Here is a 15495-nt window from a genome sequence, read left to right on the forward strand (position 1 = left end):
TTAGCAATAGCCTTTCAACTTGAGAGTTTGATCCTGGCTCAGAACGAACGCTGGCGGCAGGCCTAACACATGCAAGTCGAGCGCGCCTTTCGGGGCGAGCGGCGGACGGGTTAGTAACGCGTGGGAATATGCCCAAAGGTACGGAATAGCCTCTGGAAACGGAGAGTAATACCGTATGTGCCCTTCGGGGGAAAGATTTATCGCCTTTGGATTAGCCCGCGTTAGATTAGGTAGTTGGTGGGGTAATGGCCTACCAAGCCTACGATCTATAGCTGGTTTTAGAGGATGATCAGCAACACTGGGACTGAGACACGGCCCAGACTCCTACGGGAGGCAGCAGTGGGAATCTTGGACAATGGGGGCAACCCTGATCCAGCCATGCCGCGTGAGTGATGAAGGCCCTAGGGTCGTAAAGCTCTTTCGCCTGTGAAGATAATGACGGTAGCAGGTAAAGAAACCCCGGCTAACTCCGTGCCAGCAGCCGCGGTAATACGGAGGGGGTTAGCGTTGTTCGGAATTACTGGGCGTAAAGCGCACGTAGGCGGATCGGAAAGTTGGGGGTGAAATCCCGGGCTCAACCCCGGAACGGCCTCCAAAACTATCGGTCTAGAGTTCGAGAGAGGTGAGTGGAATTCCGAGTGTAGAGGTGAAATTCGTAGATATTCGGAGGAACACCAGTGGCGAAGGCGGCTCACTGGCTCGATACTGACGCTGAGGTGCGAAAGTGTGGGGAGCAAACAGGATTAGATACCCTGGTAGTCCACACCGTAAACGATGAATGCCAGTCGTCGGGTAGCATGCTATTCGGTGACACACCTAACGGATTAAGCATTCCGCCTGGGGAGTACGGTCGCAAGATTAAAACTCAAAGGAATTGACGGGGCCCGCACAAGCGGTGGAGCATGTGGTTTAATTCGAAGCAACGCGCAGAACCTTACCAACCCTTGACATCCTAGGACCGTCCCAGAGATGGGTCTTTCACTTCGGTGACCTAGTGACAGGTGCTGCATGGCTGTCGTCAGCTCGTGTCGTGAGATGTTCGGTTAAGTCCGGCAACGAGCGCAACCCACGTCCTTAGTTGCCAGCAGTTCGGCTGGGCACTCTAAGGAAACTGCCCGTGATAAGCGGGAGGAAGGTGTGGATGACGTCAAGTCCTCATGGCCCTTACGGGTTGGGCTACACACGTGCTACAATGGCAGTGACAATGGGTTAATCCCAAAAAGCTGTCTCAGTTCGGATTGGGGTCTGCAACTCGACCCCATGAAGTCGGAATCGCTAGTAATCGCGTAACAGCATGACGCGGTGAATACGTTCCCGGGCCTTGTACACACCGCCCGTCACACCATGGGAGTTGGTTCTACCCGACGGCCGTGCGCCAACCTTTTGGAGGCAGCGGACCACGGTAGGATCAGCGACTGGGGTGAAGTCGTAACAAGGTAGCCGTAGGGGAACCTGCGGCTGGATCACCTCCTTTCTAAGGATGTATCTAGTTAGATCTGTTCTCAGATCTCGTGATACACTTAGCAGAAGATCAACAAACAAAGTTGGTCAAACTCAAGGACCGAGCCGTCCTCATATCTCTTCAGACAGATGGATCCTGCGATTGGTGCTGGATCCGGCAAGGGGCCTTAGCTCAGCTGGGAGAGCGCCTGATTTGCATTCAGGAGGTCAGGAGTTCGATCCTCCTAGGCTCCACCATGATTTGCAGTCGGCCCTATTGAGAGATGGGTCGGTAGCTCAGGTGGTTAGAGCGCACGCCTGATAAGCGTGAGGTCGGAGGTTCAAGTCCTCCTCGACCCACCATTCCTCGCTTCGATCAGATCGTTGAGCACTTGTTTGAGTGTTCAGCCGTCCGATTGGACGTATCCTTTGACATCGTTAAGAGAGAAATCAATCAACACTGTTTGATTGGCGCCGAGTGTGGCGTTGATCTCAGTCGTTCTCATCTTCGGGTGAGCGGGTTGTGACACGGGTGTTTCCTCGCCTGTCCACGGCTATCGCGGCTGAAACGAACAGAGTTGTCCAAGTCAAGTACACTAACCCGCATGATCTGACGATCATGCATGTCTTCCATTCTCCGTGCGGGGCCGACCGACATCGGCAGCGCGGGTTCCAGGATGGAAGGCGGGAAAGTATGCTTTTGGTTCAGAAGAAAGATCGCCTTTAGTTACCAGCTGGGCGGTCGCGATTGATTTGATTACTAGCGCAGCTTTGGTTGTGTGCGGTCAAACGCACTCAAGTAGCCGAATAGGCGGTAGTGCCAATATCAAGTCTTTCTCTTTCTGGATCAAATCAAGCGCGAGAAGGGCGTTTGGTGAATGCCTTGGCAGCAAGAGGCGATGAAAGACGTGATACTCTGCGATAAGCCATGGGGAGCTGAGAATAAGCTTTGATCCATGGATCTCTGAATGGGGCAACCCACCTGAAAGTTCGTTGTAAATTGCTCTGCAATGTTACAACGGATTTAAACAGGTACTTAAGACCTGAATACATAGGGTTTTAAGGGCAAACCCGGGGAACTGAAACATCTAAGTACCCGGAGGAAAGGAAATCAATTGATACTCCCCTAGTAGCGGCGAGCGAACGGGGACCAGCCGAGCCGGATAAGTGAGAAGAACATGTTGGGAAGCATGGCCATAGCGGGTGACAGCCCCGTATTCGAAGCTTTGACGGACGTATTAAGTAGGGCGGAACACGTGAAATTCTGTCTGAAGATCGGAGGACCACCTTCGAAGGCTAAGTACTCCTTGCTGACCGATAGCGAACCAGTACCGTGAGGGAAAGGTGAAAAGCACCCCGACGAGGGGAGTGAAACAGTACCTGAAACCGAACGCCTACAATCAGTCGGAGGCTCCTAGCGAGCTGACGGCGTACCTTTTGTATAATGGGTCATCGACTTGGTCTCACGAGCAAGCTTAAGCCGTTAGGTGTAGGCGTAGCGAAAGCGAGTCTTAATAGGGCGTATGAGTTCGTGGGATCAGACCCGAAACCGAGTGATCTAGGCATGGCCAGGTTGAAGGTGCGGTAACACGCACTGGAGGACCGAACCCACATCCGTTGAAAAGGATCGGGATGAGCTGTGCCTAGGGGTGAAAGGCCAATCAAACTCGGAGATAGCTGGTTCTCTGCGAAATCTATTTAGGTAGAGCGTCATCCGAATACCCCGGGGGGTAGAGCACTGGATGGGTAATGGGGCCCCACAGGCTTACTGATCCTAACCAAACTCCGAATACCCGGGAGTACTAGATGGCAGACACACTGCGGATGCTAACGTCCGTAGTGGAGAGGGAAACAACCCTGACCTACAGCTAAGGCCCCCAATTCATGGCTAAGTGGGAAAGCAGGTGGGACGACCAAAACAACCAGGAGGTTGGCTTAGAAGCAGCCATCCTTTAAAGATAGCGTAACAGCTCACTGGTCTAAACAAGTTGTCCTGCGGCGAAGATGTAACGGGGCTCAAGCCATGAGCCGAAGCTTAGGATGCCGTAAGGCATGGTAGCAGAGCGTAGTGTGACATAGATCCATGCCTCCTTGATCCCTTCGGGGATATTGGAGGCGAGGATCTTTCGATGAAGCCGGCCTGTGAGGGATCCGGTGGAGAGATCACTAGTGAGAATGATGACATGAGTAGCGACAAAGAGTGTGAGAGACACTCGCCGAAAGTCCAAGGGTTCCTGCTTAAAGCTAATCTGAGCAGGGTAAGCCGGCCCCTAAGCCGAGGCCGAAAGGCGTAGGCGATGGGAACTAGGTTAATATTCCTAGGCCAGGAGGATGTGACGGATCACAGGTGTAGTTCAATCTTATCGGATTGATTGGGCTGCTGAGTGGTTCCTGGAAATAGCCCTCCATCAGACCGTACCCTAAACCGACACAGGTGGACTGGTAGAGCATACCAAGGCGCTTGAGAGAACGATGTTGAAGGAACTCGGCAAAATACCTCCGTAAGTTCGCGAGAAGGAGGCCCGGTTCCTAGGCAACTAGGGGCTGGGGGCACAAACCAGGGGGTGGCGACTGTTTATTAAAAACACAGGGCTCTGCGAAGTCGCAAGACGACGTATAGGGTCTGACGCCTGCCCGGTGCCTGAAGGTTAAAAGGAGAGGTGAGAGCCTTGAATTGAAGCCCAGGTAAACGGCGGCCGTAACTATAACGGTCCTAAGGTAGCGAAATTCCTTGTCGGGTAAGTTCCGACCTGCACGAATGGCGTAACGACTTCCCCGCTGTCTCCAACATCGACTCAGCGAAATTGAATTGCCTGTCAAGATGCAGGCTTCCCGCGGTTAGACGGAAAGACCCCGTGCACCTTTACTACAGCTTCGCACTGGCATCAGGACTGCAATGTGCAGGATAGGTGGTAGGCTTCGAAGCAGGGACGCCAGTTCCTGTGGAGCCTCCCTTGAGATACCACCCTTTGCATTCTTGATGTCTAACCGCGGTCCGTTATCCGGATCCGGGACCCTGCGTGGCGGGTAGTTTGACTGGGGCGGTCGCCTCCTAAAGCGTAACGGAGGCGCGCGAAGGTTGGCTCAGAGCGGTCGGAAATCGCTCGTTGAGTGCAATGGCAGAAGCCAGCCTGACTGCGAGACTGACAAGTCGAGCAGAGTCGAAAGACGGCCATAGTGATCCGGTGGTCCCGAGTGGAAGGGCCATCGCTCAACGGATAAAAGGTACGCCGGGGATAACAGGCTGATACTGCCCAAGAGTCCATATCGACGGCAGTGTTTGGCACCTCGATGTCGGCTCATCTCATCCTGGGGCTGGAGCAGGTCCCAAGGGTACGGCTGTTCGCCGTTTAAAGAGGTACGTGAGCTGGGTTTAGAACGTCGTGAGACAGTTCGGTCCCTATCTGCCGTGGGTGTAGGAGACTTGAGAGGAGTTGCCCCTAGTACGAGAGGACCGGGGTGAACGATCCACTGGTGGACCTGTTGTCGTGCCAACGGCAGTGCAGGGTAGCTATGATCGGACAGGATAACCGCTGAAGGCATCTAAGCGGGAAGCCCCCCTCAAAACAAGGTCTCCCTGAGGGCCGTGGAAGACCACCACGTCAATAGGCCGGAGATGTAAGCGCAGCAATGCGTTCAGTTGACCGGTACTAATCGCCCGATAGGCTTGATTTGATCCAGTAACAGAAAGACAAAGCTCACCGCCTCAAGTAGCGAAGCGGTAGGCGATCAAACAAGACCAGAAGCATACACTGACCTTGAGTTGGACAATTACGTCGCTTTTGCTACGCAAATAGCGACGGTGTTGATTGATGTGAAACCCCGCAAGGGGTGACACAACCGTGCGGGAACGCGCATTCGCAAGCGAATACGCCGCCTCCCGCGCTTCGCCTTTTTGCAAAGCAAAAAGAGCGACGGGGATTTTCCTCGGTTTGGTGGTCATAGCGCAAGTGAAACACCCGGTCCCATCCCGAACCCGGAAGTTAAGCACTGCAGCGCCAATGGTACTTGGGCTCAAGCCCCGGGAGAGTAGGTCACCGCCAAACCTAGAAAAATCCCCCCCTCTCTAAAACGATCAAAAAACACGACCAGGTCTCAAACAGCCAAATAGGCAACAGACCAACCCAAAGTGTCGCGGGATGGAGCAGCCCGGTAGCTCGTCAGGCTCATAACCTGAAGGTCGCAGGTTCAAATCCTGCTCCCGCAACCAAATCCACAAAATCAAAACACCAAACGAGCCGCCCAAGGGCGGCTTTGCTCGTTTTCCACCGCTCGTTCAGCACCAACCCAACAATCGCCGACATACAAAACGTAAGAAACACGCAAAATGCGCAAGAATTGCAGCGCGCCACCAAAAAATCTCAGCACCTGTCGAAATTTGAGAAAACCAGACGTCCTTGGGGCACGAACCTGAAAACAGGAAGGACGATAGGTGGTTTTTTCAACGACACCGATTTATGCGTTGCTAGTGGCGATGATCTGGCTCGTCTTATGGTTTCGTGTCTCGGGGATGCGGTCGGCCACGGGCCAATCCATCGGCGATGGCGGCGATATGGCGCTGATTTTGCGCGTGCGCCAGCACGGAAACTGCCAGGACTGGGCGACCTTCATAGTGATATTGATGATGCTGGGCGAAGGGGTCGGTACATCAGCGCTTTTCCTCAACGCGGCGGGCATTTTGCTGGTGATCGGACGAGCTGTGCATCCCTTCGGGTTGAAGATTGACAATGCCGGCCACCCGCTCCGCTATGTCGGTAATGGCACCAATGTCCTGGCCGCGCTGATCATGATGATCTGCATCGCAGCCCGGATATTCGGTCTTTGACCCATAACTTTTGAAAAGGATTATTGCTATGAAATACATGCTGTTGATCTACACTGACCCCGCGCAGGAACCGGCCTATGGCACCCGGGAGTTTGACGAGATGATGAGTGGCTTCTTTGCCGCCAATGAGCGGATGAAAGCGGATGGTGTTCTTTGCGATGGCGAGGGTCTGCAAGGGATCGAAACAGCAACCACCCTTCGGATCCGCTCCGGAAAAGCTGAAACCATGGACGGGCCCTATGCCGAAACGCGTGAGCATCTTGGCGGATACTATGTGGTTGACGTTGCCGACTTGGATGCGGCGTTGAAATACGCGGCGCTGATCCCGGCCGCCAACTACGGTACCATCGAGGTTCGGCCTTTGATGGACTACAATCCGGCAGGATGATCCATGAAGAATACCGCCCCCAAAGCGATCGCAGTTGGGCATGTCATTGATGATGTGTTGCGGCGGGATCGGGGGCGGCTATTGGCCGGCCTGATCAACCGGTTGGGTGACTTCCAACTGGCCGAGGACGCACTGCAGGAGGCCGCAATCTCGGCCGTGAAACACTGGAGCCGCAACGGAGTTCCGGACAACCCGACCGCATGGTTGATGCGGGTTGGTCTGAACAAGGGCATCGATCACTTTCGAGCGCAACACAGGGAGGGTCGGAAAACAGCAGCCCTGGCCGTAACCCTGCCCGACTCCGTGACGGACGACCTGCCTGAGCAGATACCGGATGACCGGTTGCGTCTGATCTTCACCTGCTGCCACCCCGCGCTGGACCAGAAGTCACGCATCGCGCTGACCTTGCGCACGGTCTGCAACCTGACCACACGGGAAATCGCCGCGGCATTTTTGGACAACGACCAGGCGATGGGACAGCGCCTGTCCCGAGCCAAGGCCAAGATTCGCGCCAAGGGGATTGGGTACTCCGTTCCCGATCCGGAAATCTGGCCGGAACGTTTGGATACGGTGCTGACGACCCTCTACCTGATCTTCACCACCGGATACGTGACCGAGGATACGGGACCGCGGGATCTCTGCCACGAAGGTATCTACCTTGCGCGGGTTCTGCGAGATCTCCAACCGGGAGAGCCCGAGATCGAAGGTGCGCTGGCCCTGATGCTATTGACCGATGCCCGCCGCCCTGCGCGTATCGACGCTGATGGCGCTATGGTGCCCGTAGAGGATCAGGACCGAACACTTTGGCGGCAGGGTCAGATACGTCAGGCGCAGCGGCTCCTGCAAGCTGCGGTCGACCAGAGAAAACCGGGACCGTTTCAACTCAAGGCCGCCATTGCGGATTGCCACATGATGGCGCCGGCCCCGGATTGGTGGCAGATGTCGCTGCTGTATCAGTCCCTTTGGGCCTGCGAGCCAACCCCGGTGGTTGCCCTGAACTGGGCCGTCGTGATGGCCGAGGCAGGTCATGCCCAACTGGCCTTGGACAAGCTGGACAGCCTGCGGCCCGATCTTGACGATTTTCAGCCATGGCACGCGGCCCGCGCGCATATTCTTCAGAAGACGGGCCGCACCGCCGGGGCGGTCGCGGCCTATCGGCAGGCCATAGAAGCGGCACCGAACCTGGCGTCCAGAAAGTTTTTGCAACAAAGACTGCGGCGGCTCGCGCACTGAGGATCTGACAAGATCGGGCGCCATTGCGACGATTGCCTGGAATGGGACTCAGCTGGTGCCTTCCGCGTGGGCCAGCATTTCCTTGCCGACTCGCCGATAGTTCACGAAGGAATTGGCGCTCATGACGACAAAGAAGCTGTCCAAATCAATCATGACATAGCCCATTTCCAGAAGTTCACGGGTCAGAGCCGTGATGTCCTCCTGGTACAGCCTTCTCCGGCCACACAGTTCACGCAGCAGCTTCTGCGGGATGCGATACCGGCCCGAGGCCTTTCCTCCGAACTCCCGGGCATACAGCCCGGCCAGGGTTTCCGCGGCATTCGTGAAGTTAGACATTCTATATCTCATATAATTTTGGCTATAGACAAAGATTTATCACCAATATAAAGGAACGACAACCCAATTGAATGGCCAAGGCATGGACGGAAACGTAGACATTCCCTCAACCGACGAAGAGCTTTCGCTTCGGATCAAGGAAGCGGTCGAGCAGTCCAATGCGTCCGAGCTTGAGGCGCTTCTGAATCCGCTGACCAGCAGCGAAGCCCTGCGCGAAGTTCTTCAGCTGACACCGGCTGAGCGCGATACCGTTCTGGAAATCGTGCCCGTTGGACTTGCCGCGGAACTGGTCGAAGAAGCGCCAAACGAGATGGCGGTCGAGCTTGTGGAACGCCTCAAGCCCGAGCGTGCTGCCGAGATCATCGAACAGCTGGATTCGGACATTCAGGCCGACGTTATCGGCGAGTTGGATACGCCGGATGCCGAGGCCATCTTGTCCGAAATGGACGCCGAAGAGGCTGCGGATGTCCGCCTGCTCAGCACGTTCGAGGATGACACCGCTGGCGGTCTGATGATGACCGAGGTGTTCAAGTTCCGCGACACGCAGACCGTTGGCAATGTCCTGCGCGAACTTGCTTCGGACGACGAGGATTTTGAAAGGTATCGCGGGCAGCACCCCTATATCGTCGATTCCGAGGGGCGCGCGGTGGGCGTGGTATCGCTGCGCAGCCTGCTGACCGCCAAGCGCAGCGAAAAGCTGACAAGCATCATGGTTCCACCTCTGACCGTGACCGTGGATACCCCGTTGGAACAGCTGGAAGACGTGTTCAACGATCATCCTTTCCTGGGGGTGCCGGTGGTTTATGCCGACGGAGTCCTGGCGGGTGTCGTGTCCCGCACGGCGGTGGCAGAAGCCACTCTGGAACGCTCGGAAAGTGAAAGCCTCAAACGTCAGGGTGTGGTTGGCGACGAGTTGCGCTCGATGCCTTTGTCGGTTCGGTCCCGTCGCCGGCTGGCCTGGCTTGCGGCCAACATCGTGCTCAACATCATCGCGGCCAGCGTGATCTCGGCCTACGAAGAAACACTGGCCGCAGTGATTGCGCTGGCCATCTTCCTGCCGATGGTATCGGACATGAGCGGCTGTTCCGGCAACCAGGCCGTTGGCGTCACCATGCGCGAATTGAGCCTTGGATTGGTACGGCCGCAAGATGCCATGCGGGTCTGGATCAAGGAGATTTCGGTCGGGGTCATCAATGGGATCGCGCTGGGTATTCTGATCGGGCTGGTCGCGTGGTTCTGGAAAGGCAATCCAGCTCTGGGTCTGGTGATTGGTACTGCGCTGGCACTCAACACGATGCTGGCGGTATCCATCGGCGGTGTTGTTCCTTTGCTGCTGAAGCGGATCGGACAGGACCCGGCCGCCGCAAGTGGCCCGCTGTTGACCACGATTACGGACATGGCCGGCTTCTTCTTCGTGCTCAGCCTTGCAACCCTTCTGATGCCCTGGCTGGTGTGATTATGGCAAACGTTTCCGACAAGGGTCAGCCGCAGACGCCGAAGGTCATTGGTTGGATGGAATACATCGACCTTCCCGACCTGCCTTTGAACGAAATCAAGGCCAAGATCGACACCGGCGCCCGCACGTCAGCGCTGCATGCAACCGACATTCGGCGGTTTCAACGGGACGGACATCATTGGGTGTCCTTCCTGACGGAGGTGCCGGGTGGAGAAGGCATGGTCCGTATCGAGGCTCCGATCAAGGAACGGCGCAACATCAAGAACACCAGCGGAATTCCTGAAAACAGGATCGTCATCCGAACCACCATCCGGTTGGGCGACGAAACCTGGCCGTTGGATCTGTCTCTGACCGATCGCACGAACATGACCTTTCAGATGATCGTGGGCCGGGCGGCGCTGAAGAACCACGCGATCGCCGTTCACACCAAGCGCGCGCATCTGTTGCGCGGCAAACCAAAACACCAGGACAAAGGGGATTTGTCATGAAGATTGCAATGCTGGCGCGCAATGCCAACCTGTACACGCACCGCCGCCTCAAGGAAGCGGCCGAGGAGCGTGGGCATCAGCTCGACATCATCGACACCCTGCGGTGCTACATGAACATCGCAACCCGTCGCCCCGAGATCTATTACAACGGCGAAAAGCTGACGGGGTATGACGCGGTGATTCCGCGGATCGGTGCCTCGGTGACCTTCTACGGAACCGCAGTGCTGCGTCAGTTCGAAATGATGGGTGTCTACCCGTTGAACGAAAGCGTCGCCATCGGCCGGTCGCGTGACAAGCTGCGGTCGATGCAGTTGCTGGCCCGCGACGGTGTCGGCCTGCCCGTCACAACCTTTGCTCACGACCCCAAACAGACCGACGAGGTGCTGAGACTGGCCGGTGGCGCGCCCATCGTCATCAAGCTGCTGGAAGGGACGCAAGGCATCGGTGTCGTTCTGGCCGATACGGACCGGTCCGCCAAATCGGTTGTCGAGGCGTTCCGCGGTGCGGGTGTGAACATCCTGCTGCAGGAGTTCATCAAGGAAGCCGGAGGAACCGACATTCGGGCCATCGTGGTGGGCGGAAAGGTTGTCGCTGCGATGAAACGCACCGGCGCCGAGGGCGATTTCCGCTCGAACCTGCATCGCGGCGGTTCGGCCAAGGTGGTCAAGCTGACACCGGAAGAGCGTGCAACGGCCGTTCGCGCGGCCAAGTCGATGGGCCTGAATGCCTGCGGCGTCGACATGCTGCGCGCCAACCACGGCGCTGTGGTGATGGAGGTCAATTCCTCGCCGGGCCTGGAGGGTGTGGAAAAAGCCACGGGTCTGGATATTGCCGGAAAGATGATCGAGTTCCTGGAAAAGAACGCAAAAGCCGGGGCCACCAAGACCAAGGGCAAAGGGTAACGGCATGGCAAAGCGGCAGCCATTCACGATCGGCCAGGCCACTGTGGCGCCGGGATCGCGGCTTACCGTGGATCTGCCGGTCAGCGTTCTGTCGGACCATACCCCGGTGACCATGTCAGCGCATGTGGTGCACGGCCGACAGGACGGGCCCACCGTTTTTGTCAGCGGTGGGGTGCATGGTGATGAGGTGATCGGCGTCGAGATCATACGCCGTCTGTTGCGTGCGCCCAACCTGGCGACCTTGAAAGGCACGCTGATCGCGGTGCCGATCGTGAATGCGTTCGGCTTCATCAACCATTCGCGCTATCTGCCCGACCGCCGCGACCTGAACCGGGCGTTTCCCGGCAGCGAGAACGGGTCGCTGGCCTCGCGGCTGGCGCATCTGTTCATGACAGAAATCGTCGCCCGCTCGGATCTGGGGATCGATCTGCATTCGGCGGCGATCCATCGTACGAACTATCCGCAGATCCGGATCTCGCCCGACAACCCTCGGACCAAGGAACTGGCCAGCGTTTTCGGAGTACCGATCGTCATCCAGTCGCCCTTGCGCGACGGATCATTGCGCGGCGCGGCCAAGGCGCAGGGGAAAGACATCCTGTTGTACGAAGCGGGCGAGGGTCTTCGCCTGGATGAACTGTCGATCCGCGCGGGCCTTGCGGGCATTCTGCGGGTGCTGAGGCACATGGGGATGGTTCCCGCCAAGCGGATCTCCAAGCCCAAAGCGGCACCGCAGTTCTGTTCGTCCAGCAAGTGGTTGCGCGCCCCGATGGGCGGAATCCTTCGGATCTACAAAGCGGACGGTGAACTGGTTCGCAAAGGTGATCTGCTGGGTGCCGTATCGGACCCGTTCGGCGAAGCCAGCGAGGACATCATCGCTCCGTTCGACGGCTTGATCGTCGGGCGTGCGGTCATGCCTGTGGTGAATGAGGGCGATGCCGTGTTTCACCTGGGGCGGGTCGGGTCCGTGGAAAAGGCCGAAGACTCGATGGAAGATATCAACGCGCAGCTGGAAGATGATCCCATGTTCGACGAGGACGAGATCATCTGAACGGTCCGACACGGATAAGAGACTGGCAATCCAGACACTTGGGGCGGCCTTGGCCGCCCTTCTTTCATCCCAGGCGTTTCTTGAACCTGAGCGTCGCAGCCAGCATCCCAAGGACGGCAAACCCGATCATCCACAGAATGTCACCGCGCAGAGCGTAAAGCGTTGCATCCCGCAGAACCACGCCGCGGATCATGTCCATGAAATGGGTGGCCGGCAGCACTTGGGCGATCACCTGAACCGGTTTGGGCATCCCGTCGAACGGGAACATGAACCCCGACATCAGGATCGAGGGCAGCAGAACGAAAATCGTCATCTGCATGGACTGCAGCTGGTTCTGGGCCAGCGTCGAGATCACTAGGCCAAGCGACAGGCTGGCGATGATGAACAGAAGCGTTACCACCAGCAGCGGGATCATCCCTCCGTTTATGGGGACGTCGAACAGGAAATGTCCCAGCCCGAGGATGATCGCGACCTGCAGCAAGCCCAGGAAGATGTAGGGAATGATCTTGCCGATCATCAGTTCGATGGATTTGACCGGGGTGTTGATCAGCATCTCCATGTTTCCCCGCTCGCGCTCTCGGACGATGGCGGCCGAGGTGAACAGGATCATGGTCATGGTCAGGATGACGCCCACAAGGCCGGGAACGATGTTCACCGCCGATCGTTGCTCGGGATTGAAATACAGCGTGACCTCGAAGGCCGGGACCTGACGGTTTGGCGGCTGTCGCAGCAATTCGGTCAGTGGCATGCTGCGCAGGGATTTGATGGCGCTGGCCACCATGGTGTCCGACCCGTCCACGATCCAATGAGCCACGGGGCGGCTGGATGTCTGGTTCGTCGCGTTGGGCAGGCCCAATCCGATGGACGGGCTTCGGGCAAGCCGGTCATCGACGTCGGGCGGAATGATGAACGCGGCGCGCACGGTGGATTCGGTGATCGCCTGCTCGGCCTCTTCCGGGGTCGCGAAGACCTCGGTGATGGTCACGACCTGCGTAGCCTGAACGATCTGAGCCAAGGTCCGGGACAGCGACGAGTCGGCCTGATCCACGATCCCGACCGGTATATGGCGGATGTTTGTGTTGATTGCGTATCCGAACAACAGCAGCTGGATCAGCGGGATCATGACGACCATGGCAAAGGTCATCCGGTCACGCCGCAGTTGCAGCAGCTCTTTCTTGAGAACGGCGGTGATACGGCGGAGCGATTTCATTGGGCGGGCCCCTTCGTCGCGCTGACGAACACGTCTTCCAGATTGGGACGCTGCACGGACATCGCCACGTTGGGAAAGTCCGACAGGCGCGACGTGATCATCGCCATCGGATCGGTTTCCGACTTGTCCACCAGTACGCGCAATCGGGCACCCACCTGCGCCGTCGACAGCACCTTGGGCGTGTCGTCCAGCAGGTGTTTGACCTGCCGCAGACCCTCGCCTTCGACCTCGATCACGGTGGCGTTCAGGTCTTCCATCAGTTGCCGGGGCGATCCATCCGCCTTTTTCACCCCATGCTCGAGGATGGCCAGCTTGTGACACCGTTCCGCCTCGTCCATGAAATGCGTGGACACGATCATCGTCGCGCCCTGATCGACCAGGTCGAACAGCTGTTCCCAGAAAGACCGGCGGGTTTCGGGGTCGACGGCCGATGTCGGCTCGTCCAAAAACAACAGCTTGGGGCCGTGCAGCACCGTGGCGGCCAGCGCCAGTTTCTGCCGCTGCCCGCCGCTCATGCTGCCGCTCAGTTGATTGGCGTTTTCGGTCAGGTCGTAGGTTGTCAGTAACTCGTCGATCCGGTCGGCGGATTTGCGGCGCGGCATTCCATAGATCTCGGCGGCAAAGCGCAGGTTCTCAAGCACCGTCATGTCGCGGTAATACGAAAAGATCTGCGTCATGTACCCGATTTCATTCTTCAGCGGCTCGGCGTATTGCGGCATTGGTCGGCCCAGCACCGAGACGGATCCGCTGCTGGGTGTCAGCAGTCCGGTCAGCATTCGCATCGTCGTTGTCTTGCCGCAGCCGTTCGGGCCCAGAAACCCATAGATCTGACCCTGGCGTATCTCCAGGTCCAGGTTGCTGACGGCTGTCTTTTCCTTGAACCGGCGCGTCAGACCCTGGGTCGAGACCACCAGATCGCTCATGGCATCTTCACCTGGACGGGAACGCCTGCGGGCAGATCTCGGGCGGTTTCCGGCAGGTCGATTTCAGCCAGATAGACCAAGCGCGTCCGATCATCCTTGTTCAACCCGTAGTAGGGGGTGAAGGACGGGTCGTCGCTGACCCATCGCACGGTGCCCGTCAGAGGTTGGTCCAGCCCATCAATCCGAACCTCGAGAGAGTCTCCGGGCGCGATGTCCACCCGGCTGGGTTCGGGGATATAGACGCGGGCGTAAGGGGCCGCGCCGGACACCAGCACGGCGACCGGGCTGCCCTGGGCGACCCGTTCCCCCAGGTTCCAGGGCAGGGAATCCAGGATGCCGTCCCGTGTCGCAACAACCGTCAGGTCATCCAGGACGGTCTGCTCGGCGGCAACCGCCGCTTCGGCCGCCCGCACATTGGCCCGGGCCACCGACAGATCTTCGGGGCGGGTTCCGTTTTCCAGTTCTTTCAGGGACTCCCGAGCGCTTTCCAGTGCCGCCCGAGCGGAATCGCGTGCGGCAATATCCTGATCCAGGCGCGCCTGGCTGACGACCGAGTTGACGACCAGCTGGGAATTCCTCTGATACACGGCTTCTGCGTCCAGCAGACGCGCCTCGGCCCCGGCGACGTTGGCGCGCGCGATCGCTATCTCCTCCTCGCGCGGACCGACTTCCAGTTTCAGCAGCGTGGCCTGCGATTTCTCCAGTTCCGCCTGCGCGAGGTTCAGCTTCGCGGTCTGCAGATCCGTGTCAAACCTGACCAGCACGTCGCCGACCTTGACCGGAGACCCTTCTGCAACAGGCAGTTCCACGATGATCTCATTGGCCGTTGCCGTCAGTGCGACCCGGTCCCGAGCCAGAACTCCCAGCGCGGTGCCGGTGTTCTGGCCCGAACATCGGTCCAGCAACGCAGCAGGGAGAATGGCCATGACCAGCAGCGGAATCGGCAGGGACAAATTCATCAAATCATCGTCTCCTTGGTCGGGGCGGTTCGGTATCGGTGTCAATTTCTGCCCCGACTCAAAGGTTTAACAGAGGACGGAGAAATCACAAAAGCCGAACCGAATGGGCCAATACCAAGCCATCCAAAGTCGCCCGGGCTGCAAATTCAAGAGATTGGCACCGCCCACGACTGGCTGAGTTCTGTCCTGACCGCGGTGCAATGATGGGCCAGAGCACGGGCACGCACCGGTCGCAATTAATCCTTGCAACCGGTTGCAAAAAAGAACATGCTCCCGCCAGAAATATA

Annotated in this window: 12 protein-coding genes, 3 tRNA genes and 3 rRNA genes; 13 read left to right on the forward strand and 5 right to left on the reverse strand. The window is 57.9% G+C overall.

The window, feature by feature from the left end:
* Positions 1 to 15: 15 nt before the first annotated feature.
* The 4 genes from ACR3EK_RS16025 (at position 16) to ACR3EK_RS16040 (ending at position 5115) form a co-directional block, all read left to right on the forward strand.
* Positions 16 to 1474 (forward strand): 16S ribosomal RNA (locus tag ACR3EK_RS16025).
* 148 nt (positions 1475 to 1622) lie between these two features.
* A tRNA-Ala gene (locus ACR3EK_RS16030) sits at positions 1623 to 1698 on the forward strand.
* 28 nt (positions 1699 to 1726) lie between these two features.
* Positions 1727 to 1803 (forward strand) — tRNA-Ile (locus ACR3EK_RS16035).
* Positions 1804 to 2290: 487 nt separating this feature from the next.
* A 23S ribosomal RNA gene (locus ACR3EK_RS16040) occupies positions 2291 to 5115 on the forward strand.
* Between the two features lie 31 nt (positions 5116 to 5146).
* Here the strand turns inward: ACR3EK_RS16040 and ACR3EK_RS16045 are convergent.
* Positions 5147 to 5383: a hypothetical protein gene (locus ACR3EK_RS16045; protein ID WP_480633888.1), complete on the reverse strand. Its 237-nt coding sequence runs from the start codon at positions 5381 to 5383 to the stop codon at positions 5147 to 5149.
* Here ACR3EK_RS16045 and rrf point away from each other — a divergent pair.
* The 5 genes from rrf to ACR3EK_RS16070 all read left to right on the forward strand — a co-directional run bounded on the left by rrf (position 5372) and on the right by ACR3EK_RS16070 (position 7886).
* Positions 5372 to 5486, forward strand: a 5S ribosomal RNA gene (rrf, locus tag ACR3EK_RS16050). The two genes, ACR3EK_RS16045 and rrf, sit on opposite strands and share 12 nt — an antisense overlap.
* The 16S, 23S and 5S rRNA genes sit together here with 3 tRNA genes alongside, the layout of an rRNA operon.
* Positions 5487 to 5573: 87 nt before the next feature.
* Positions 5574 to 5650 (forward strand) — tRNA-Met (locus ACR3EK_RS16055).
* 222 nt (positions 5651 to 5872) lie between these two features.
* On the forward strand, positions 5873 to 6265 hold the full coding sequence (locus tag ACR3EK_RS16060; protein ID WP_170391678.1) for an MAPEG family protein: 393 nt from the start codon (positions 5873 to 5875) through the stop codon (positions 6263 to 6265).
* Positions 6266 to 6293: 28 nt separating this feature from the next.
* Entirely contained in the window at positions 6294 to 6653 is a 360-nt protein-coding gene (locus ACR3EK_RS16065) for a YciI family protein (protein ID WP_170359778.1), read from the forward strand.
* A gap of 3 nt (positions 6654 to 6656) precedes the next feature.
* Positions 6657 to 7886 (forward strand): RNA polymerase sigma factor, encoded by a 1230-nt coding sequence (locus tag ACR3EK_RS16070; RefSeq protein WP_480633889.1) that lies wholly within the window; start codon positions 6657 to 6659, stop codon positions 7884 to 7886.
* Positions 7887 to 7934: 48 nt separating this feature from the next.
* On the opposite strand, the gene ACR3EK_RS16075 is transcribed toward ACR3EK_RS16070, so the two are convergent.
* Positions 7935 to 8222, reverse strand: a complete 288-nt coding sequence (locus tag ACR3EK_RS16075) for a hypothetical protein (RefSeq protein ID WP_480633890.1) — start codon at positions 8220 to 8222, stop codon at positions 7935 to 7937.
* Between the two features lie 82 nt (positions 8223 to 8304).
* On the opposite strand from ACR3EK_RS16075, the gene mgtE reads away from it, so the two are divergent.
* The 4 genes from mgtE to ACR3EK_RS16095 are packed head-to-tail and all read left to right on the forward strand — an operon-like array spanning position 8305 to position 12116.
* Positions 8305 to 9678: a magnesium transporter gene (gene mgtE, locus ACR3EK_RS16080; RefSeq protein ID WP_170367478.1), complete on the forward strand. Its 1374-nt coding sequence runs from the start codon at positions 8305 to 8307 to the stop codon at positions 9676 to 9678.
* Positions 9679 to 9680: 2 nt separating this feature from the next.
* Positions 9681 to 10166: an ATP-dependent zinc protease family protein gene (locus ACR3EK_RS16085; RefSeq protein ID WP_480633891.1), complete on the forward strand. Its 486-nt coding sequence runs from the start codon at positions 9681 to 9683 to the stop codon at positions 10164 to 10166.
* Positions 10163 to 11068, forward strand: a complete 906-nt coding sequence (rimK, locus tag ACR3EK_RS16090; RefSeq protein WP_093963715.1) for a 30S ribosomal protein S6--L-glutamate ligase — start codon at positions 10163 to 10165, stop codon at positions 11066 to 11068. Before ACR3EK_RS16085 ends, rimK begins: the two co-directional genes overlap by 4 nt.
* Positions 11069 to 11072: 4 nt before the next feature.
* Positions 11073 to 12116, forward strand: coding sequence for a succinylglutamate desuccinylase/aspartoacylase family protein (locus tag ACR3EK_RS16095; protein WP_480633892.1), 1044 nt, complete (start codon positions 11073 to 11075; stop codon positions 12114 to 12116).
* Between the two features lie 64 nt (positions 12117 to 12180).
* On the opposite strand, the gene ACR3EK_RS16100 is transcribed toward ACR3EK_RS16095, so the two are convergent.
* Genes ACR3EK_RS16100 through ACR3EK_RS16110 form a run of 3 tightly spaced genes read right to left on the reverse strand, consistent with a single transcriptional unit; the run spans position 12181 to position 15208 of the window.
* Positions 12181 to 13326 carry an ABC transporter permease gene (locus ACR3EK_RS16100; RefSeq protein ID WP_480633893.1) on the reverse strand — a complete coding sequence of 382 codons (1146 nt, stop codon included), beginning with the start codon at positions 13324 to 13326 and terminating at the stop codon, positions 12181 to 12183.
* On the reverse strand, positions 13323 to 14249 hold the full coding sequence (locus ACR3EK_RS16105; protein ID WP_170365693.1) for an ABC transporter ATP-binding protein: 927 nt from the start codon (positions 14247 to 14249) through the stop codon (positions 13323 to 13325). The genes ACR3EK_RS16100 and ACR3EK_RS16105 overlap by 4 nt, the downstream gene beginning before the upstream one ends.
* Positions 14246 to 15208, reverse strand: coding sequence for an HlyD family secretion protein (locus ACR3EK_RS16110; protein ID WP_480633894.1), 963 nt, complete (start codon positions 15206 to 15208; stop codon positions 14246 to 14248). The genes ACR3EK_RS16105 and ACR3EK_RS16110 overlap by 4 nt, the downstream gene beginning before the upstream one ends.
* Positions 15209 to 15495: the final 287 nt, after the last annotated feature.

The sequence above is a fragment of the Ruegeria sp. BC8 genome (assembly GCF_056535705.1).